Raw genomic sequence first — 20,509 nt, 5'->3', positions numbered from 1 at the left:
ACGTCTGGGGCAGCTCGACAGGCAGCACGGGACATGTCGGCGGGAGCCCGGCTCACTCGCGTCTCAGCTCACGCTGTCGACGAATGCTCCACCGGTGACTGGCCTGCCTGATCCCCCAGGATGGCGGCAGGTGGACCATCCGGCAGCACGCCGGCGCGGCGGATCGGGGTGAAGAGGCCACCGACCGCGACCAGCAGGCATCCCGCCCCTGCCACGAGCGTGACCGCCTGGACGCCGTACCGGCCGGCGGCCCAGGTCAGCGCGGCGGCGCCGATCGGCCCGAGGGCGTAGTGGGTGCTCCAGAACGCCGAGGTGACCCGGCCGAGCAGGTAGTCGGGTGTGATCTCCTGACGCAGTGACATCGAACAGATGCCGCCGACGCTGAGGCAGCACAGGTACACGGCGGTCAGCGCGGTGACCGCCGGCACGGTCGTCGCGATGCCGACGCCCGCCACCGCGAAGCCGCAGATCGTGTGCGCGCCGATCCAGGTCGGGCCGAAGCCGCGACGACGGCGCAGCGGGGCTACCAGCAGCGCGCCGGCGACCGTGCCCAGCGCCGCCAGGCCGAGCACGATGCCGACGGTGCCCTCGGAGCCGCCAAGGTCGTGTGTGACGTGGTAGATCAGCACGTCGGTGAAGCCATAGGTCAGGAAGATGAAGACCGACAACAGGACGGTCAGCGCGCGGAGCACGGGCTGTCGCCACAGGAACCGCGCCCCGGCGAGAAACTCGGCGAGTGGCCTCTCCCGGGTTTGCGGTGCGGCGTCGTCGGCCCGCGCGGGTCGTAGTCGGATCAGCCACAGACCTGTCGCGGAGAGCGCGAAGCTCGCCGCGTTGACGGCGATGGCGACCGCCGGGCCGAAGCGGGCCGACACCACGCCGGCGAGCAGCGGCCCGAGGACGGCCGTCGCCGCGTACGTCGCCTGCAGCCGCCCGTTGGCCTCGGTGATCCGATCGGAGTCGACGAGGTTGCGGACCGCGGTGACCGCGGCGACCTGGAACAGCATTCCGGCCGCCTCGCAGATCGGCAGCACGACGAAGAGCAGCCACACCTGTGGGCCGACGAACCAGACAAGTGGCACCAGGCCGTAGAGCACCAACCGGACCAGGTCCGCGACGATCATCAGAGTGCGGCGGTCGTACCTGTCGACCAGCACCCCGCCGAAGATCCCGGCGGTGACGGACGCGGCGCCCGCCACGGCGGTGAGCAGGCCCATCTGCGCCACCGACCCGGTCGCCTGCAGGACCAGTAGCGGCACCGCAAGGTAGGCGAACGAGTCGCCGGCCGCCGAGAGTGACTGCGCTACCCAGTAGGTGCCGAAGGCGCGGTCCCGCCACAGCGGAGCCCGGCCGGCGGCGACAGATCGGCTCATCGCGATGAGATTAGTCGCCTCGACCACTCAACGTCGGCCGCGGCGGGCGTCAGCCGGTCGTGGTGAGGTCGGTCGTGGCGGCGAGTTCCGTGACCACGTCCAGGAGCCGGTGCAGGGCCGGTGAGGTGTTGCCCGGCAGCCACACCATCTCGGTCTGCGCGTAGGCGCCGGTCAGCGGGACGAACACCACGCCGGTGCGGCGCAGGCTGGCTGCCGAGCTGGCCAGCCGGGTGACACCCAGCCCGGCGGCGACCAGGCCGAGGAGGCTCTGCACGCTGGCTTCCTCCTGGACGATGTTCGGCACGAACCCCGCTTCGCGGAACTGGTCCTCGAAGGTGCGATGCCAGGGTTCCCAGGAACTGCGCGGCGTCGTCACCCACGGTTCGTCCGCCAGGTCGGCGAGCTCCAGTTCGGCCCGGCCGGCGAGCGGGTGGCCCTCGGGTAGCACGGCGCACACCGGTTCGGTCGCCAGCTTCTTGGTCTGCAGGCCGGGAACGAGCGTGGTCCGGGTGAAGGCGGCGTCGTAGTGGCCACCGAGGACACCCTCGACCAGGGAGGCGATGCCGGTGGACTCGGTCGCCAGGTGCAGATCGGGAAGTTGGTCGCGCACCGCCCGGACCACCGGGGGCAGGAGGTGGTTGGCGACGGTGGTCAGGAAGGCGAGCCGGAGGGTGCCGACCTCGCCCCGCAGTGCCCGTCCCACGACGGCGACGGCTTCGTCGGCGCGGTCCAGCACCGCCCGCGCCTCGGGCACGAACAGGGCGCCGATGTCGGTCAGGGTGGTGCCGCGGGAGTCGCGGGCGAACAGCTTCACCCCGAGGGTGCGTTCCAGGGCGGTGATCTGCTGGGACAGCGACTGCTGGGCGATCATCAGGCGGGTGGAGGCCCGCGTGAAGCTCAGTTCCTCCGCGAGGACCAGGAAGTATCGCAGTTGCCGCAGCTCAGGGGTGGCCACAAGGACAGACTGTAGCCACGTCAGGAAGCGTGTGTTGGCCGTCTCGCAGACCTCCGCGCACGGGACTGAGCAGAGGGTGACGGCCGCGGGAGGGATCCCGCGGCCGTCTCCAGAAGTGCTCGAAACGATCAGGCTTGGCGCAGCGGAGCAAGCGCGGTGCTCCAGGCGACCACCTGGTCGAGGGTGGTGCTCAGCGCGTCCTGCTGGAACTGGTTGGGCTTGAACACGCTGAAGTTCTCGAAGTCGGTGAAGAGCGACAGGGCGACCTGCGAACGCACATCGGCCATCTGCAGCTCACCGGAGATCAGACGCAGGTGCTCCACGGCGCGGGCGCCACCGACCGAGCCGTAGCTGACGAAGCCGACGGCCTTGTTGTTCCACTCGGCGTACAGGAAGTCGATCGCGTTCTTCAGGGCACCAGAGGTGGAGTGGTTGTACTCGGGGGTGACCATGATGAACCCGTCGTACGAGGCGATCGTCTCGGCCCAGCGCAGCGTGTGCGGCTGGGAGTACTGGCCCATTGACGGCGGGTACGCCTCGTCGAGGTGCGGCAACTGGTAGTCGAGCAGGTCGATCAGCTCGTACTCCGCGTCGGAACGCTGCTTGGCGATCTCGAGCACCCAGCGGGCGACGGCCTCCCCGTTACGCCCCGGGCGGGTGCTTCCGAGGATGATTCCGATCCTGGTCATTTTGGCACCTTTCAGAAGTCCTTGCCTGGCGACGTGAACGCTAGCGGGTGCTTGTTTGGTCAAGCAAATGCCCTCGGTATGGCTACGATCACACACAGAGTAGGCAGTTGCTCGTTCAAGCAACTATGATATGAGGATGTCCGACCCCTCCGCAGAAGCGTTGCAACCCCTCACGCCCGACGAGGAGGCCCTGGTCCGCGCCCTGGGCCACGTCATGTACGTGCTGCCCCGCACGATCGACGCCGACATGGTCAACGACCGTCAGCTGCCGCTCACCGAATACACCGCACTCATGAACCTATCCGAGGCGCCGGGTCGGCGGATGCGGATGAACGAGCTCGCCTCGGCCTGCCACCTCTCGCTCAGCGGCATGACCCGCACCATCATCCGGCTGGAGACACAGGGGCTGGTCAAGCGGGAACGCTGCGAGGAGGACGCCCGGGGCTGGAACGCCGTCCTCACCGACGCGGGCTTCGCCCGCCTGGAGGAGTCCTGGCCCAGTCACCTGGCCGCCGTACGCCGGCGGTTCCTGCAGCACTTCGAGGGCTTCGACCTCGCCCAGTTGGCCCGCGCGTTCCGCGGGGCGGGAACGGCCGAGACAACCGACTGAGCGGGGCCCGGGCAGGCGGGTCAGCCGGGCAGCCGACCCGCCTCGACCAGCGCCCGCCGTCACCGGGCCGGAGCGTGAGCCGCCAGCGGGTTGGCGAGCGTGCCGACGAACTGCAGCGCGGCCGACGGGTCGGCCAGGTCGATCATCTGCTGGTTGTCGCGCAGCTGGAGTCGGTTGAGACAGGACAGCGTGAACTCCGGTGCGAACAGGTCGTAGTGGCGCACCCGCTCGGCCAGGTGCGGCACCCGTTCGAAGTAGTCGGTGGCGCAGGCCGCGACCGTACGCCAGAAGTCGTCCTCGGCGAGCACACCGGCCTCGACCAGCACCGCGTTCAGGTGCCGCAGGAAGCAGTCCACCACGTCGGTGAAGATGGTCAGCAGCTTGGTGTCGTCGGGCACGTCGACCCGGATCCGCTCCACCGCGGCGGGCAGCTCGGCCTCGGTGTTCAGCACCGCGATCTCCTCGGCGATGTCCTTGAAGATCACCCGTTCGACGGTGTCCCGTTCGTCGAGGACCAGGATGACGTTCTCGCCGTGCGGCATGAAGGCCAGATCGTGGGCGTAGAAGCTGTGCAGCAGCGGGGTCAGGTAGGCGTCCAGGTAGCGGCGCAGCCACACCTCCGGCGCCAGCCCGGACCGGGCGATCAGCGCCGCCGCCAGCGAACCGCCGTCAGCGTCCACGTGCAGCAGCGCGGCCATCGTGGACAGTCGCCGCCCCGGCGCCAGGTCCGGCACCGGGCTCTCCCGCCACAGAGCGGCCAACATCTTCCGGTACGGGGAGGTGCGGTCGGTCGCCGCCTCGTACTGCTGATGCCGGTAACCCACCGCGGCCCGCTCCCGGATGACGGTCAGGCCCGTGCTCGTCAGCACCTCGTCGCCGGCGATCAGGTCGGCCAGCCAGTCGTTGATCGCCGGGGTGGCCGCCATGTACGCGGCCGACAGCCCTCGCATGAAGCCCATGTTCAGCACCGACAACGCGGTCTTCACGTAGTGCCGGCTCGGCGCGGAGACGTTGAAGAAGGTGCGGATGGACTGCTGGGCCAGGTACACGTCCGGGCCGGGGCCGAGGTGCACCAGTCGGCGCGCGGCCAACTCCCCGGCGAAGGTGACCGCCAGTTTGTTCCACCACTGCCACGGGTGCGCCGGGATCAGGTGGTAGTCGGCGAGGTCCAGGCCGAGGTTGGCCATCGTGGCCGCGAACCGGGCCCGGGTCTGCGCGTCCAACTCGCCGTCGATCAGGGTGTCGTAGTCGAGGTCGGCGGCGCTGCTGAACGTCGAATGGTCCCGGTGCGCGGCGAGCCACTCCAGCCGGACCGGGGCGGCGGCCTCCGGGGCGTACCTGTGGTATTCGTCGACGCCGAAGCCGAGCCGGCCGTTGTTGGCCACGAAGCAGGGATGGCCCTCGGTCATCGACGTCTCGATGGTCTGGAAGTCCGCGTCGGCCAGTTCGGCGGCGCTCGGCGCGGCCTGGGCCAGCTTGTACGCGGTGCCGGCCAACGTCGAGGTGATCTCCTCCAGGTAGACCGGGAGCACCCGCGCGGAGAGGCCCAGGGCGTCCCGCAGCTCGATGATGAGGTCCACCGCGTCCGGCGGTAGCGAGCTGCCGTCGCGGTGCCGGGTGATGCTGTCCGTGTCGATCTGCCAGTGCGCCAGGGCGAGCACCCGCGCCGCGAACCGGTACGTGACCGCGCCGTCGTCGCTGCGGACCTCGTACCACTGCCGGTCGTCGGGGCCCGGCACGGGCTCCGGGGTGAGCAGCCGTTCGTGGGTGAACTCGGCGAGCGCCTTGCGGACCAGCAGCCGGTTGGCCCGGGCCCAGCGCTGCGGGGTGAGATGCCCGACCGGGTCGCCGGGGGCGGCGGGCGCGGCGATCTGGGTGGGGACGGCGGTGGCGGTCACGCCGGGGCTCCTTCGATTCGGGTGGCGGCAGCGCGGCCGGTCGCGGCGCGGTCGGTCGCGGCCTGGAACTGTGCGCGGGTGCAGACGCTGAGCAGCGCGTCCTTCTCGGGCTTGGCGATCGGGCCGACGACCTCGAAGCCGACGGCGGCGTTCAACGCGTGCACGGCGGTGTTGCGCACGTCCGGCTCGACCACCACCCGCCTGGTCGCCGGGTCGGCGAAGAGCCAGGTCATGACCGTGTCGAGCACCGCCCGGGTGAAGCCGTGCACCGGGGTGCCGACGGGCGCGCAGAGGAAGTGCATGCCCACGTCACCGAGCTGGTGGTCGTAGCGTCCGACCAGCTCGACGTGGTCCGGGTCGTAGCGTTCGGCGAGGAACGCGGGACTCCCCCGCCACAGCCCGAGGTACGCGTCGTGGTGCGGGTGCTCCGCGACGCGCTGGTACTCCTCGGCCACCTGGGCCTCATCGGCGTCCTGCATCAGCCAGAACGCCGCCTTCGGGTGGGTCACCCAGGTGTGCAGCAGCGCGGCGTCGGCGACCGGGTCGACCGTACGCAGCGCGAACTCGCCGAGCCGATCGTCGGAGCGGGTGAAGACGACGCTCACGACGACACCCCGAACTCCTGGAAGGTGATGCTCTTCTCGATCGGGTAGTGCTCCCGGCCGAGCAGCTCGCGGATGATCCAGGAGTTGCGGTAGGCGCCCATGCCCAGGTCCGGTGAGGTGATGCTGTGCGTGTGGGTGCCCGCGTTCTGCAGGAAGATGCCCCGCCCGCTGTGGTCGATGCTGTAGTTGCGGGCCACGTCGAAGCGGCCGTGCGCGTCCCAGCGGATCCGCTCGTGCACCGGCGCGAGGAACGTCGGCACCTGGTAGCGGTAGCCGGTGGCGAAGACGAGGCCCTCGGTACGCAGGGCGTAGTCCCGCTCCTGCTCGACCTGACGCAACCTGAGGGTGTACGCCCCGTCCTGGTGGCCGGCGCCGACCAGCTCGGTGTTGGTGAGCAGGTGGGTGTTCACCGGCCCGTCGACGCTGTGCGCGTACAGCAGGTCGAAGATGTCGTTGATCAGGTCGGCGTTGATCCCCTTGAACAGGCCCTTCTGCTCGGACTCCAACCGGTAGCGGGTCGCCTCGGGCAGCGCGTGGAAGTAGTCCACGTAGTCCGGTGAGGTCATCTCCAGCGTCAGCTTGGTGTATTCGAGTGGGAAGAACCGCGGCGACCGGGTGACCCAGTTGAGCTGGTAGCCGTACCGGTCGATGTCGCCGAGCAGGTCGTGGTAGATCTCGGCGGCGCTCTGCCCGCTGCCCACCACGGTGATGCTGCGCTTGGTGCGCAGTGCCGCCCGATGCTCCAGGTAGCGGGAGTTGTGCACGGCGTCGCCCGGCAGATCGGCGACAGCGTCGGGCAGGTGCGGCGGGGTGCCGGTGCCGAGCACCAGGTGCCGGGCCCGGTACTCGACGCTCTCCCCCGTGCCCGTGCTGGCGCGCACCACGTACCGCTCCTCGGTGGCGTCGTACTCCACGGTGGTCACGGTCTGACCGAAGCGCAGGTTCGGCAGTTTCGCTGCCGCCCACCGGCAGTACGCGTCGTACTCGCTGCGCAGCGGGTAGAAGCTCTCCCGGATGTAGAACGGGTAGAGCCGGCCGATCTCCTTGAGGTAGTTGAGGAAGGAGAACGGCGACGTCGGGTCGGCGAGGCTGACCAGGTCGGCGATGAACGGGGTCTGCAACCGGGCCGATTCCAGCAGCATGCCGGGGTGCCAGGCGAGGCTCGGCCGGGCCTCCAGGAACACCCCGTCCAGTTCGTCGATCGGCGCGGTGAGGCAGGCCAGACCCAGGTTGTACGGGCCGAGCCCGATGGCGATGAAGTCGTGGGTGGACATCCGGCCCTCCAGGCGCGGGTTCGAGTTCATCGGCGTCAGCCGACGGGGCAGGTTCATCGGCGTCAGCCGACGGGGCAGGTTTATCGGCGTCAGCCGACGGGGCAGGTCAGGTCGGCGGCGACGTGGTCGTGCACGTACCGGCCGGCGTGGCTGGCGATCAGGTCGAGCACGTGACCGACGTCGTCGATGGTGGTCGCCGGGTTGAGCAGGGTGAACTTGAGGAAGTGCCGGCCGTCGACCCGGGTCCCGGCGACCACGGCGAGGCCGGACGCCGCGAGGGCCTCCCGGGCGTGCAGGTTGGCGGCGTCGGCCAGCTCCCGGCCGGGGCCGGTGGGCAGGTAGCGGAAGACCACGGTGCTCAACTCGGAGCGGGTCACCACCTCGAAGCGTGGGTCCTCGCTGACCAACTGCCAGGCGTCGGCGGCCCGGTCGACGACCTCGTCGAAGAGCGCGCCGAGGGAGTCCGGGCCCAGCACCCGCAGGGTCAGCCAGAGCTTCAGCGCGTCGAAGCGACGGGTGGTCTGCAGGCTCTTGTCGACCTGGTTGGGGATGCGCTGCTCCACCATCCGGGCCGGGTTGAGGTAGTCGGCGTGGTAGGTGGCGTGCCGCAGCGTCCGCCGGTCGCGGACCAGCAGCGCGCTGGAGCTGACCGGCTGGAAGAACGACTTGTGGAAGTCGACGGTCACCGAGTCGGCCCGCTCGATGCCGTCGAGCAGGTGCCGCCGCGTCGGTGAGACGAGCAGACCGCAGCCGTACGCGGCATCGACGTGCAGCCAGACGTCGACCGCCGCGCAGATCTCGGCCAGGTCGGTGAGCGGGTCGATGGAGCCGAAGTCGGTGGTGCCGGCGGTGGCCACGACGGCCATCACCACCAGCCCGGCCTGCCGGCACCGTGCGATCTCCTCGCGGACGGCGGCCGGGCGGATCCGGCGCCGGGCGTCGGTGGGCACCGCGATCACCGCGTCCGGGGCGAGGCCGAGCAGCTTTGCCGACTTCTGCACGCTGAAGTGACCGGCCGCGGAGGTGAGGACGCGCAGTCTGGGCAGCAGCTCCGCGCGCGCGGCCGGACCGATCGCCTCGGCGCACGCCTCCTCGCGGGCCAGCAGCAGCGCCTGCAGGTTGGACTGGCTGCCGCCGCTGGTGAAGATGCCGTCCGCGACAGGGCCGAGGCCGATCCGCTCGGCGGTCCAGTCGATCAGTCGCCGTTCGATGAGGGTGGCCCCGGCGCTCTGGTCCCAGGTGTCCAGGGACGAGTTCACGGCGGTGAGCACCGCCTCGCCGAGCAGCGCCGGGATCGCCACCGGGCAGTTGAGGTGGGCGAGGTAGCGGGGGTGGTGGAACCAGACGGCGTCGCGCAGGTAGACGTCCTCCAACTCGTCCAGTGCCGCGCGGGCGTCGCCCAACGGCCGGTCGAGGTCCACCCGGTCGACCAGGGGGGCCAGCTCGTCCGGCGTGATTCCGGTGCCGGGACGGTCCACGGTGGCCACTCGCCGGGCGACCCGGTCGACGCCGTCGGCGATCGTCCGGCGGTACTGCTCGACCGAGCCGCCGTGCAGCAGCTGGGCCCGCGCGGCCGTTGACGCCGGTGGCGGCGTCGTGGTCTCGACAGGGTACGTCGGCACGGTCACGGAGTGTCCTTCCACGTTCTCGACGAGGGGCAGCCGGAACCAGCCCCGGCGCGGCGGAGCGCCTCGGGGCAGTGCTGCCGATCGGTTGGGGTCGTCAGTCAGGCGGTGGCGCTCGTACTCATGGCGTCAGCCGACCTTCTTCGCGTTCCGGATGGCGGTGGCGAGGTTCTCCAGCAGCGGCGCGGAGCCGGCGTACGAGAAGCGGGGTACCGCGTCCCACGGGGTCACCTGGTTGGCCTTGACCGCCGGCAGTTGCTGCCAGGTCGGCTTGGCGGTGAGGTCCTTGGGCTGCAGCGCGGTGCTGCGGTTGTCCAGCAGGATCAGATCGGCCGGGAACTTGCCGGCGTTCTCCCAGCTCAGCGCCTCGAAGTAGTCGCCGGCTTCGAGCTTGGTGGGGACCACGATGTCGACGCCCAGCTCGGCGAAGTACCTCAGGTCAGTGCTGACCTTCGGGTTGGAGACGTAGAAGAGGTCGGGGCTGCCGGAGCAGGCCATCACCTTGATCCCGGGGTTGGCCTTGACCGCCTGCCGGACCGCCTCGGCGGCGGCGTCGAAGCGGGCCTTCGCGTCGGTGACCTTCTTCGCGGACAGGTCCGCGCCGAGCGACTCGGCGAGCGCCGCGTACCGCTCGATGGGTTTGGTCATCGGCACCCGGGCGGTGGTGATCGCCACGCTGGGCGCCAGCGGGAGGATCTTGGTCTTGCTCTCGTCCGGCACGTACCAGAGCGCGTCCGGGTCGTACATGTGGGTGACCAGCAGTTCGGGGCGCAGGGCCGCGTACTTCTCCAGGCTGAATTCGCCCCACACGTTGCCGAGGATCTCGACGCCCTCGACGTTCAGGTCGCCGGCCTGCGGATCGGCCGTGCCATCGGCGCGCTTGGTCTCACCGAACACGCCCACAAGCTGCTTGTCGAGACCGAAATCGATCAGGGCCGCCGCCACGCCGGTGAAGGCCACCACGCGGGTCGGACGGGCCGGGGCCTCGACCTTCGTGCCGCGGTCGTCGGTGAACGACCAGGGGCCACTTCCGTTGCTGGCGGCGGGCTTCGTGGCGTCGTCCTTGCCACAGGCGGCGAGCAGGGTGGCCAGCGTGGCAGCGCCACCGGCGGCCAGCAGGCCACGGCGGGAGAGACGGCGGGCGGACAGGGCATCGGGCATGGTGTCGTCTTTCGATCAAGGATTGGCCGGGGTCGACCAGGGCAGCGGGGTTAGGTTAGCCTAACCTCGGTTATTGTCAACAGCGGTTCGCCGTGTCGCCACCACCCCGGAGCCCACACTGGACGCCACACCCACCGTCACCCGGCCGGCACCGCCCGTGCCGACCAGGGACACGGCCGCACCCCCGATCCGGCGTGGCCGTCGGGCAGCCCGCGCCGCCGGCCTGGCCGCCGCCGCGGCACTGCTCGCGGTGATCGTGGTGCTCAGCATCGCGGTCGGCGCGAAGGCCATGCCGCTCGCCGACGTCTGGTCCGGGTTGCTGCACCGCGACGCCACCGAATACGCCGTGGTGCACCGGATGCGCCTGCCCCGCACCCTGCTCGGGCTGCTCGCCGGCGCCGCCCTCGGCGTGGCGGGCGCGGTCATGCAGGCCCTCACCCGCAACCCCCTCGCCGACCCCGGGCTGCTCGGCATCAACGCCGGCGCGTCCGCGGCCGTCGCCACCGCCGCCGCCTTCCTGGGCGTCACCGCCGTCGGCGGGTACGTCTGGTTCGCGCTGCTCGGCGCGGCGGTGGTGACCGCACTCGTCTACGCCGTCGGCGGCGGTCGGGGCGCCACCCCGGCCCGCCTCGCGCTTGCCGGCGCGGCGCTCAACGCCACCCTCTACTCGTACGTGAGCGCGGTGATGCTGCTGGACACCGCCTCGCTGGAACGGCTGCGCTTCTGGACGGTCGGCTCACTGGCCAGCGCGGACACCGCGACCGTCACCCGGGTGCTGCCGTTCATCCTGGTCGGGTTGCTGGTCGCGCTCGGTGCGGCCCGTCCGCTGAACGCGCTCGCGCTCGGCGATGACGCGGCGCGAGCCCTCGGTGCTCGACCCGCGCTGATCCGCGCCGCCGTGATCGTCGCGGTCACCCTGCTCTGCGGCGCGGCGACCGCCGCGTGCGGCCCGATCGTCTTCGTCGGGCTGCTGGTGCCGCACCTGGTCCGCGCCCTCACCGGCCCGGACCTGCGCTGGCTGCTGCCGTACTGCGCGGTGCTCTCGCCCGCTCTGCTGCTCGGCGCCGACGTGCTCGGCCGGGTGCTGGGTCGGCCCGGCGAACTCCAGGTCGGCATGGTGACCGCCGTCCTGGGCGGCCCGCTCTTCCTGTGGCTGGTCACCCGCCGACGGGTGGCGCAACCGTGAACGAGCGAACCAGCAGGCTCAGTGTCGTGGCGCGTCGCGCCAGCGCGCAGCGAAGCGGAGCGATGACGTGACAGTTCTGCGTACCGGAGGGTTGTCGCTTCGGTTCCGACCCCGCGCGTTGGGCGTCGGCGCCGGCGCGGCGGTGCTCGCGGCCGGGTTCGGCCTGGTGGCCCTGGGCAGTGGCGACTACCCGATGGGGCCGGCGGACGTGCTGCGCACGCTGACCGGCGGCGGCACCCTGGCGGAGCACTTCATCGTGTACGAGCTGCGCCTGCCCCGGCTGGTCACGGCCCTGCTGGTCGGTGCGGCGCTGGCCCTCGCCGGCACGGTGTTCCAGTCGCTGGTCCGCAACCCGTTGGGCAGCCCGGACATCCTGGGCTTCACCCAGGGTGCGTCGACCGGGGCGCTGGTGGTGGTCGTCCTCGGCGGCAGCAGCCTGGCGTTGGCCGGCGCGGCGGTCGTCGGTGGGCTCGGCACCGGCCTGGTGATCTACGCGCTCGCCTGGCGACGCGGGGTGCACGGCTACCGGCTCATCCTGGTCGGCATCGGTGTCTCCGCGATCCTGACCGGCGTCAACGGCTACCTGCTGACCCGGGCGCCCCTGCTGGATGCCGCCCGCGCGGTGCTCTGGCTGACCGGCAGCCTGGACGGGCGGGGCTGGGCCAACGCCGGGCCGCTGCTCGCCGTCCTGGTCGTGTTGGCGCCGCTGGTGCTCGTCGGCTGCGCCCCGGCGCTGCGGATGATGGAGTTGGGCGACGACGCGGCCAGTGCCCTGGGCGTGCCGGTACGCCGGCTGCGCCTGGTGCTGCTCGCCGCCGCCGTGCTGCTGGTCTCGTTCGCGGCGGCGGCCGCCGGGCCGGTCTCCTTCGTGGCGCTCGTCGCCCCGCACGTGGCGCGACGACTGACCCGGGCACCGGGCCCGAACCTGCTGCCGTCGATGGCCGTCGGCGCGGCGCTGCTGGTCGGGGCCGACCTGCTGGCGCAGCGCGCGTTCGCCGGGCACCAACTCCCGGTCGGCGTGGTGACCGGCGTGATCGGCGGCGGCTACCTGGTCTGGCTACTGGCCCTGGAACGCCGGGCGGGCCGGCTGTGAACACCCGCGACGCCCTCGAAGGAGCACCTGTGCACCCCCGCGATTCCCGGCTCGGCGGTACCGCCCTGACCCTCGCCTACGACCAGCGCACCATCGCCAGAGATCTCACCGTGGCGGTACCCGCCAACTCGTTCACGGTGATCATCGGCCCGAACGCGTGCGGCAAGTCGACGCTGCTGCGCGCACTGTCCCGGATGCTGCGCCCCAGCGCCGGCGCGGTGCTGCTGGACGGGCGGGACATCCACGACCTGCCGGCCCGGAAGGTGGCCCGTACGCTCGGCCTGCTGCCACAGACGTCGATCGCACCGGACGGCATCAGCGTCGCCGAGTTGGTCGCCCGGGGCCGCTACCCCCACCAGGGGCTGCTGCGGCAGTGGTCGCGCGAGGACGAACGGGTCGTCGCGGAGTCGATGGCCGCGACCGGCGTCGACGATCTCGCCGATCGACCGGTGGACGAGCTGTCCGGCGGGCAGCGGCAGCGGGTCTGGATCGCCATGGCGCTGGCCCAGCAGACGCCCCTGCTGCTGCTCGACGAGCCGACCACGTACCTCGACATCGCCCACCAGATCGAGATCCTGGACCTCTGCGCCCGACTGCACGAGGAGCAGGGCCGCACCCTTGTCGCGGTGCTGCACGACCTGAACCACGCGGCCCGCTACGCCACCCACCTGATCGCCATGCGCGACGGACGCGTGGTGGCCGCCGGAGAGCCGGCGTCGGTGGTCACCGCCGACCTGGTGGCGGAGGTGTTCGGGCTGCCCTGCCGGGTCATCGACGACCCGGAGACCGGCACCCCGCTGGTCGTCCCCGCGGCCCGACGCCGCGTCCGGGAGTCGGCGTGAGCGGGCGGCGTTTCCGCGACCCGTGGGGCGTGCCGCATCTGCGGGCCGACGACCCGCTCGCGCTGGCGGCGGCGCAGGGCCGGGTGACCGCGTACGACCGGGCCTGGCAGATCGAGGTGGAACGGCACCGCGCCCGGGGCACCAGCGCGGCGTTCCTCGGCCCCGACGCGCTGGGCTGGGACCGGTTCGTCCGGCAGGTCCGGCTCGACGACACCGCGCGCCGCTGCCACGCGGCGCTGGATCCGGCGACCGCCGAGTGGGTGAACGCCTACGTGGACGGGGTCAACGCCGGTCTCGCCGCCGGGGCGGCCCGAGCGCCGGAGTTCGCCGCCACCGGGCTGCGCCCGGGTCGGTGGGAGCCGTGGACACCGCTGGCGGTCTGGCTGGGCCACCACATCCTGTTCGCCGGGTTCCCCGGCAAGCTCTGGCGCGAGCACGTGGCGCAGCGACTCGGCCCCGACGCGATCGAGACGTTCGCCACCGACGGGCCCGCCGTCGCCGGCAGCAACGGGTGGCTGCTCGCCGCCGAGCGCACCGGCACCGGGGCCGCGCTGCTCGCCGGCGACCCGCACCGGTTCATCGAGGATCCCGGCGTCTACCAGCAGATCCGACTGGCCTGCCCGGAGTACGACGTGGTCGGGCTGGCGGTGCCGGGCGTGCCGGGCATCGCGCACTTCGGGCACACCGGCCAGGTGGCCTGGGCGATCACCAACGCGATGGCCGACTACCAGGACGTGTACGCGGAGCGGCTGCGCCGCGACGGCCCCCGGGTGCAGGCGTTCGGCCCGGACGGCTGGCGTGCGGCGCACCGCCACGTCGAGACGATCGAGGTGGCCGGGGCCGACCCGGTCGAGGTCGAGGTGGTGGAGACCGACCGGGGTCCGGTGATCGCCGGTGGACCGGACGACGAGACGGCCGTCAGCCTGCGCTACCCGCCCCGGATCCGAGGTGACCTGGGTTTCGCGACGCTGCCGGAGCTACTGCGCGCCCGTACCGTGGCCGATGTGGACCACGCGCTGCGGCACTGGGTGGAACCGGTGAACGTGGTGCAGGCGGCGGACACCGCCGGAGGGTTGCTGCACCGGGTCGCCGGAGCGGTGCCGGTACGGCACCCGGAGAACGGCCGGCGGGTCGTCCCCGGATGGGACGCCACGCACGCCTGGCGGGGCTGGCACGCGCCGATGCCCCACGCCGAGGTGGTCGGTCGGGCGGTGATGGCCAACGAGCGCGGACTGGCGGCGCCGTTCGGGGTGGAGTTCGCCCCGCCGCACCGGGCACGTCGCATCGCGGCGCTGCTCGACGCCCGTTCGACCTGGACGGCCGAGGAGATGGCCACCGTGCACACCGACACGTACCTGGGCGCGGCCGGGCCGCTGCTGGCGGTGCTGGCCGAGTCGACGGGGCTCGGCCCGGCCGCCGCCGCGCTGCGCGAACGGCTGCTGCGCTGGGATCGCCGGATGGCCGCCGACAGCACGGACGCGGCGGCCTACGCCATCCTGCGGGCGGCTGTCGTACGCCGGCTCGCCGCCCACCCGGCGCTGGCCGCGCTGGCCGAGCCGCCCGCGTACCCCGAGGTGTTCGCGCCCTGGCTGGCGCTGACGCCGCGCATCGGTTACGCGCTGGAGCACCTGCTCGGTGCGACCCCGCTGCCCGGTGTGGACATCGCCGCCCTCGTGGGCGCGGCGGCCGAGGAGGTCGGCGACACGGCGGCCGGTCAGGTGCCCTGGGGTGACCTGCACCGGCTGGCGTCGTGGCGGGCCCTGCCCGACCCGGACGCCGGGCTCGGCCCTCGCCTCGACGGTGACCACGACTGTGTGTTGGCCACCTCCAGCGTGCCCGGGGTCACCCACCGGTGCTTCCGGGGGCCGGCGGCACGCTTCGTCTGGGACCTGGCCCGCCGCGCGAACAGCCGCTGGGTGGTCCCGCTGGGCGCCTGCGGGGTGCCCGGCGACCCGCACCACGACGACCAGACCCCCGCCTGGCTGGCCGGTGAGTTGCTACCGGTCGTGACGGACTGGGACCGCCTCGTTGAGGAGCCAGATGAACACTGACCAGCAGCACTACCGCAGCGACGTCGCCGGGTTCGGGGTGGTCACCATCCGCGCCGTGCGACCGGAGTCCGACGTCGACCTGCTGCACGGGTGGGTCACCCAGGAACGGGCCCGCTTCTGGGGGATGCGGGAGGCGAGCCGCGAACGGGTACGCGAGATCTACGCGTATCTGGACTCGCTGAGCACCCACCACGCGTACCTGGTGCACCGCGACGGCGTGCCGGTCGCGCTGGCCCAGACCTACCAGCCCGAGTCCGACCCGGTCGGCGAGTGCTACGACGTACGCCCCGGCGACATCGGCGTCCACCTGCTCATCGGGCCACCGGTGACCCTCGAGCGCGGGTTCACCGGTGCGCTGTTCGGCGCGATCCTCGACTTCGTCCTCGCCGATCCGCGCCGACTGCGGGTCGTGATGGAGCCCGACGCCCGCAATGGCCGGGCCGTCGACCGGTTGCTGCGCACCGGGTTCCGGCTCGGGCCGCTGATCGACCTGCCGGAGAAGCGGGCCCGCCTGCTCTTTCTCGACCGACCGGCGAGCACCGGCTGACGCCCGGCACGGCGCCGGCCGCCGCTCGGGTGCACGCGGCACCCCGAGCGGCGGCCGGCCACCGTGGCGACCCGACCAGCCGCGCCGTCAGCGCAGGCCGAACGCCCGGGTGATGCGCTGGCTCACGGTGTTGCCGGCGTTGTCCCGCGCGGTGGTGCGCAGGCTGACGAAGCCGGCCTTCGCCGGTGCGGACAGCGAGGTACGCCAGCCGTCGCCGTGCCGGGTCAGGCGCTGCTTCTGCCAGGTCGCACCGTCGTCGTAGGACACCTCGACGGTCACCGGGCCGACAGTGCCCGAAACCTCGGGCAGGTGCGAGGCGACCACGGTCAGCGGCGCCCGCCGCGACGCCCTGCCGTCGGCGTCGATGGCCACCTGGTAGTCCAGCTGGATCATCGGCAGCACCTCCGACGACTCCTCCCCGGTCGCCGCCGAACTGAAGCCCCACTCGGTGCGGGTCTGCCGGGAGTACGGGTTGGTCCAGGCGGCCCGGTCGTTCTCCACCACCAACCGGTACGGCAGTCGCTGCTCGGCCAGGCCGGAGACCTGGAGGTACTCGGCGTTGCCCCAGTTCAACTCCTGGTCGCCCTGGTAGAGGGTGGTCCGGTTGACCATGTCGTAGTTGGCGTTCGCCTCACCGATGTGGCCACCCCCGTCGCCCCAACCGGGCGCGGGCAGGTAGACGGTGTCCAGGTAGCGGACCGGCGTGTAACCCTGGCCGCCCATCCGGGGCCGCTGGATCGGGCCGAACCACTCGACGGTGCTCCGTTTGCCGGCCGGGTACCGGACCACGTCCTTCAGGTGCTGGCCGGTCTCGCCGGCGATGAACGCGTCGTCGATCCACCGCTGATCGGCGCTCACCCAGTCGGTGCGCCGCCCCTGCGCCGGGGCGGCCTCCTGGTTGCTCGACGCCATGCCCCGCCAGATGTCGGTGCGGAACTCCAGCGCCTTGCCCGGCCGGTAGTTGCGGAACTCGACGTCGACCCGGGCCAACTGCCCCGCGGAGGGCCGGTAGGTGGGGTCGGCCGGCACGGTGCCGGTCCAGTGGTGCGCGACGTCGTACAGGTAGCTGGTCTCCGGATGCGACTCGACGGTCAGCCGCACCGTGCCGCGCTCCACCGCCGCGATGAGCTGGTCGCCCTCATCGGCGCTGAGCGTCGCCACGGTCACCGGGGCCGGGCTCTCCGGGCTCCACGGCACCTCGTCCCACGGATCGAGCCGGCCCACGCCGTCGTTGACCACCAGCAGTAGCTTCGCCCCGGCCGCCGCGGCGGCCTGCGCCTGGTTGGCGATGTCCACCGTGTCGCTGCGGCGGACCACCACCGCCCGGTCCCGGACCGGGCGCTTGGCCATCCCAGCCGCCGAGGCGTCGGCGACGTAGACCGCGTCCAACTGGCGACGACCGGCCGGCAGCGCGGGGGTCGCCCGCTTCACCAACAGATCGTCGTACGAGCGTCCGCCGACGGAGACCGTCAACGCCGGCTGCTCGAGTCGCCACCGGGCACCGAACTCGAACTCGCCGTCGGTGACCGCACGGCTCGTCGGCAACGCCCACATGCTGTCGTACGAGTCGTTGGGCAGCACCTGACTCTCGGTGAGGCCGTTCGCGGTGGACCGGTGGATGTCCATCCGCAGCGAGGTGGCGGTGGACTCCTGCGGCACCTTGGCCTGCACCTGTCGGGCGGCCCGCGCGTCCAGCGTGACGGTGCGGTCGCGGTCCAGGTTGACGTCGGTGAAGCTGAGCATCGCCATCCCCTTGGAGCGCGGCCCGTTCACCCCTCGCACGTCGGCGGAGATCCAACCGGTCCAGCTCGCCACCGGCAGGCGCAGCGTGGCGGTGCCGCTCTCGGGCAGGTCCACGGAGGTGAACAGCCCGTCGGTGGTGAGGATGACCTTGCCGACGAGCGGCTTGCCGTCCCGGTCCTTGGCGATCAGCGTCAGGTTCTGCCGCTGACCCTCCTTGCCGGCGCCGATCAGGGTCCGGCCGCGGACCGTACCGGCGTCGTCAGTGGCGACGATCATGCCGCTGACCTGCTTCTCCACCGGGAGCTTGTCGTACCTGGCGGTGAGCGTCACCGTGCCGGTGCCGCCGGCGGGCACGGTGACCGTGTCGGCGGAGAGGGCGAAGAGCCCGGCCGGCGCGGTGGCCGCGTCGAGGGCCAGCCTCAGCGTGACCGGCGCGCTGCCGAGGTTGGTGTAGGTGACCGTGCGGTCGACGGTCATCCCCGGCTGCTGCGGCCAGGCCTGGAAGCCGGAGTAGGCGCTCGGGGTGGCGAAGACGGTGGCGTGTACGGCGGCGACCGCGTCCACCCGACCGGCACCGGCCTGGTACGGGGTGTAGTCCGGGGTGGCCTTGACCGTGCTGACCAGCGCCTCCTTGATCCGCTGACCGGTCCAGTCCGGGTGTGCGGCGGCGACCAACGCGGCCGTACCGGCCACGTGCGGGGTGGCCATCGACGTGCCGCTCATCAGCGTGTAGTCGCCGGAGCCACCGCGGACGAGGTGGGAGCGGGCGGCCAGGATGTCCACACCGGGCGCGGTGATCTCGGGCTTGAGCCCGCCGTCGCCGGCACGCGGGCCCTGGCTGGAGAAGTCGGCGAGGTGGTCGGTGGAGTCGACCGCGCCCACGGTGAGCGCCGAGTTCGCGGCTCCCGGGCTGCCGATGGTGGCCGGGCCGCTGTTGCCGGCGGCGATCACGAAGAGCGCGCCCGTCTCGGCGCTGAGCCGGTCGACCGCCTGGCTCATCGGGTCACTGCCGTCGGTGGCCTCACCGCCCAGGCTCATGCTGACGACCCGGGCCTTCTGCTCCCGGGTCGCCCACTCCATGCCGGCGATGATCCACGAGTCCTGCCCGCTGCCCTCGCTGTTGAGGACCTTGCCGATGTGCAGCCGGGCACCGGGGGCGACGCCCCGCTCGACACCACCGGACGCGGCGCCGGTCCCGGCGATCGTCGAGGCGACGTGCGTCCCGTGTCCCTTGTAGTCGAGGATGTCGGGCTCCGCGGGCACGAAGCTGCTGGACTCGGCGATCTGCCCGGCGAGGTCCGGGTGCTCGGCGTCGGCGCCGGAGTCGAGCACCGCGACGTCGACACCGGCGGCGGTGTTGCCCTCGGCCCACAGCTTCGGCGCGCCGATCTGCGCGGTGGACTCCGACAGGTCGGCGTGCACCCGACCGTCCAACCAGATCTTGGCGATGCCGTTGGTCAGGGTCGGGGCGTCACCCGTACGACGCGCCGCCGTGCCGGCGGTGAGCGCGGTCCAGAACCGGTCGGCGGTGGCACGCGGACGGGTCAGCGCCGCGCCCTGCACGCTGTCCAACGGCCGGACCAGCTCCGCGCCGTCCACGGCAGGGCGGGTGCGGTTGCGGGCCGCCGCGTCGGTCATCGTGACGATCAGCGGCAGCTTGTCGGTGCGGGCGTCGTCGTAGCCGTCGGCGATCAGCTCGGTGACGTTGAAGAGCTGCCGGTCCAACACGCCGCTGGTGACGTACGGCAACGCGACGTCCGGGTACACGTACGTGTCGCCGTGCAGCACCGTGCGGTGGAAGGTCGGCGTGCTGCCGTCCGGTCGGCGCACGGTCGACACGGTGCTGCCATCCGCCGCGGTGGTGACCGTGACCGTGTCACCGGTGATCAGGGTGACGGTGGCGGCGCGTCCGGCAGCGGCCGGGGGAAGGCCTACCGGGTGGTCGGGGGTGTTCGGCGGGGCGGCGGACGCCCCCGCGGCGGGTGGGGTGAACCCGGCCGCCAGGGTGAGGGCGGCGCCGAGGGCGATCAGCCCGGATCGGCGACGCCGGCGAGACAGAGCCAAGATGACCTCTTTGTGTCGAGAAGTGGTACGCAGCACAGCATCGATGCCCCGCCCACCCCCACCACCCATTCACTCCCGACGCATAGACGACATGGCGCAAACCCGCCAGCGCCGGCTCAGGTCGCGGGCTTGGTCAGCTCGGCTAGTTGGTCCAGCTGGTTCGGGTCGGAGAGGGCCGAGCCGACCGCCACCACCCGTACGCCGGCTTGCAGGAACGCGGCGGCGTTGCTCGCGTCCAGGCCGCCGGTCGCGACGAACCGCAGCTGCGGCAGCGGGCCGGCGACAGCCTTGAACCAGGCCGGCCCGAGGGAGATCGCGGGGAACGCCTTGAGCCAGGTGAGGCCGTGCCGCATCGCCTGCTGTGCCTCGGTCGGGGTGGCCACGCCGGGCAGGTGCGGCAGGCCACGCGCGGCGGCCGCGTCGGCGACCGCGAGGTCCAGGCCGGGCGCGACGGTGAACGCGGCGCCCGCGTCGGCCGCCGCGACGACCTGTGCGACGTCGAGCACGGTGCCCGCGCCGACGATCCGGCCGCGCTCGGTGCCCGCCTCGACGGCGGCGCGCAGCGACGGCACGGCGTCGGCGGTGGCCACCGGGACCTCCACCACGTCGATGCCGAGGTCCCAGGCACGCTCGGCGAGCCGAACGGTCTCGTCGACCGGCAGTCCGCGCAGGATCGCCATCACCCGGGCGCCGCCGAAGATGTGGTCGAAGTCCGCTGTGGTCATGGTGCACTCCATCCGAGTTAGCGGTGAATCTGTTGCCTGGTGGTCCGGTCGGGCCACGACGACACGAC

At 72.3% G+C, this 20,509-nt stretch carries 16 protein-coding genes; 6 read left to right on the top strand and 10 right to left on the bottom strand.

All coding sequences use genetic code 11. The features are described 5' to 3' along the window. Positions 1 to 68: 68 nt before the first annotated feature. From C7C45_RS25625 to C7C45_RS25615, 3 genes are all read right to left on the bottom strand, one after another. Complete coding sequence (locus C7C45_RS25625; RefSeq protein WP_110566267.1) at positions 69 to 1,373, bottom strand: MFS transporter; 1,305 nt, start codon at positions 1,371 to 1,373, stop codon at positions 69 to 71. A gap of 49 nt (positions 1,374 to 1,422) precedes the next feature. Beyond that, positions 1,423 to 2,328, bottom strand: a complete 906-nt coding sequence (locus C7C45_RS25620; RefSeq protein ID WP_244200563.1) for a LysR family transcriptional regulator — start codon at positions 2,326 to 2,328, stop codon at positions 1,423 to 1,425. A gap of 128 nt (positions 2,329 to 2,456) precedes the next feature. Next, a complete protein-coding gene (locus tag C7C45_RS25615; protein ID WP_110566266.1) occupies positions 2,457 to 3,017 on the bottom strand; it encodes an NADPH-dependent FMN reductase in 561 nt (186 codons plus the stop codon). Between the two features lie 136 nt (positions 3,018 to 3,153). Between C7C45_RS25615 and C7C45_RS25610 the strand changes: the two genes are divergently transcribed. Further along, positions 3,154 to 3,627 (top strand): MarR family winged helix-turn-helix transcriptional regulator, encoded by a 474-nt coding sequence (locus tag C7C45_RS25610; protein ID WP_110566265.1) that lies wholly within the window; start codon positions 3,154 to 3,156, stop codon positions 3,625 to 3,627. A 59-nt stretch (positions 3,628 to 3,686) separates the two neighbouring features. Here C7C45_RS25610 and C7C45_RS25605 read toward each other — a convergent pair whose 3' ends face one another. The 5 genes from C7C45_RS25605 to C7C45_RS25585 form a co-directional block, all read right to left on the bottom strand. After that, a complete protein-coding gene (locus tag C7C45_RS25605) occupies positions 3,687 to 5,525 on the bottom strand; it encodes an IucA/IucC family protein (protein WP_280101396.1) in 1,839 nt (612 codons plus the stop codon). Next, positions 5,522 to 6,130 (bottom strand): GNAT family N-acetyltransferase, encoded by a 609-nt coding sequence (locus C7C45_RS25600; RefSeq protein ID WP_110566264.1) that lies wholly within the window; start codon positions 6,128 to 6,130, stop codon positions 5,522 to 5,524. Before C7C45_RS25600 ends, C7C45_RS25605 begins: the two co-directional genes overlap by 4 nt. Next, the gene (locus tag C7C45_RS25595; RefSeq protein ID WP_110566400.1) at positions 6,127 to 7,404 is read right to left on the bottom strand and encodes a lysine N(6)-hydroxylase/L-ornithine N(5)-oxygenase family protein; all 1,278 of its coding nucleotides are present in this window, start codon (positions 7,402 to 7,404) and stop codon (positions 6,127 to 6,129) included. The genes C7C45_RS25600 and C7C45_RS25595 overlap by 4 nt, the downstream gene beginning before the upstream one ends. An 89-nt stretch (positions 7,405 to 7,493) precedes the next feature. Then, positions 7,494 to 9,032, bottom strand: a complete 1,539-nt coding sequence (locus C7C45_RS25590; protein WP_110566263.1) for a pyridoxal phosphate-dependent decarboxylase family protein — start codon at positions 9,030 to 9,032, stop codon at positions 7,494 to 7,496. Between the two features lie 126 nt (positions 9,033 to 9,158). Continuing rightward, positions 9,159 to 10,190: an ABC transporter substrate-binding protein gene (locus C7C45_RS25585; protein ID WP_110566262.1), complete on the bottom strand. Its 1,032-nt coding sequence runs from the start codon at positions 10,188 to 10,190 to the stop codon at positions 9,159 to 9,161. Between the two features lie 73 nt (positions 10,191 to 10,263). Between C7C45_RS25585 and C7C45_RS25580 the strand changes: the two genes are divergently transcribed. The 5 genes from C7C45_RS25580 (at position 10,264) to C7C45_RS25560 (ending at position 15,909) form a co-directional block, all read left to right on the top strand. Beyond that, the gene (locus tag C7C45_RS25580; RefSeq protein ID WP_425271172.1) at positions 10,264 to 11,376 is read left to right on the top strand and encodes a FecCD family ABC transporter permease; all 1,113 of its coding nucleotides are present in this window, start codon (positions 10,264 to 10,266) and stop codon (positions 11,374 to 11,376) included. Between the two features lie 67 nt (positions 11,377 to 11,443). Beyond that, complete coding sequence (locus C7C45_RS25575) at positions 11,444 to 12,469, top strand: FecCD family ABC transporter permease (protein ID WP_110566261.1); 1,026 nt, start codon at positions 11,444 to 11,446, stop codon at positions 12,467 to 12,469. Positions 12,470 to 12,534: 65 nt separating this feature from the next. After that, complete coding sequence (locus tag C7C45_RS25570) at positions 12,535 to 13,311, top strand: ABC transporter ATP-binding protein (protein ID WP_208641347.1); 777 nt, start codon at positions 12,535 to 12,537, stop codon at positions 13,309 to 13,311. Then, entirely contained in the window at positions 13,308 to 15,362 is a 2,055-nt protein-coding gene (locus C7C45_RS25565; RefSeq protein WP_110566259.1) for a penicillin acylase family protein, read from the top strand. Before C7C45_RS25570 ends, C7C45_RS25565 begins: the two co-directional genes overlap by 4 nt. After that, the gene (locus C7C45_RS25560; protein ID WP_110566258.1) at positions 15,352 to 15,909 is read left to right on the top strand and encodes a GNAT family N-acetyltransferase; all 558 of its coding nucleotides are present in this window, start codon (positions 15,352 to 15,354) and stop codon (positions 15,907 to 15,909) included. The genes C7C45_RS25565 and C7C45_RS25560 overlap by 11 nt, the downstream gene beginning before the upstream one ends. An 87-nt stretch (positions 15,910 to 15,996) precedes the next feature. On the opposite strand, the gene C7C45_RS25555 is transcribed toward C7C45_RS25560, so the two are convergent. Together C7C45_RS25555 and C7C45_RS25550 are read right to left on the bottom strand one after the other, a co-directional pair. Beyond that, entirely contained in the window at positions 15,997 to 19,716 is a 3,720-nt protein-coding gene (locus C7C45_RS25555) for a S8 family serine peptidase (RefSeq protein ID WP_110566398.1), read from the bottom strand. A 116-nt stretch (positions 19,717 to 19,832) separates the two neighbouring features. Continuing rightward, entirely contained in the window at positions 19,833 to 20,441 is a 609-nt protein-coding gene (locus tag C7C45_RS25550; protein WP_110566397.1) for a bifunctional 4-hydroxy-2-oxoglutarate aldolase/2-dehydro-3-deoxy-phosphogluconate aldolase, read from the bottom strand. Between the last annotated feature and the right edge of the window lie 68 nt (positions 20,442 to 20,509).

This window comes from Micromonospora arborensis (assembly GCF_003205615.1).
Lineage (GTDB): Bacteria > Actinomycetota > Actinomycetes > Mycobacteriales > Micromonosporaceae > Micromonospora > Micromonospora arborensis.
This window is presented reverse-complemented; position numbering and strand designations above follow the sequence as displayed.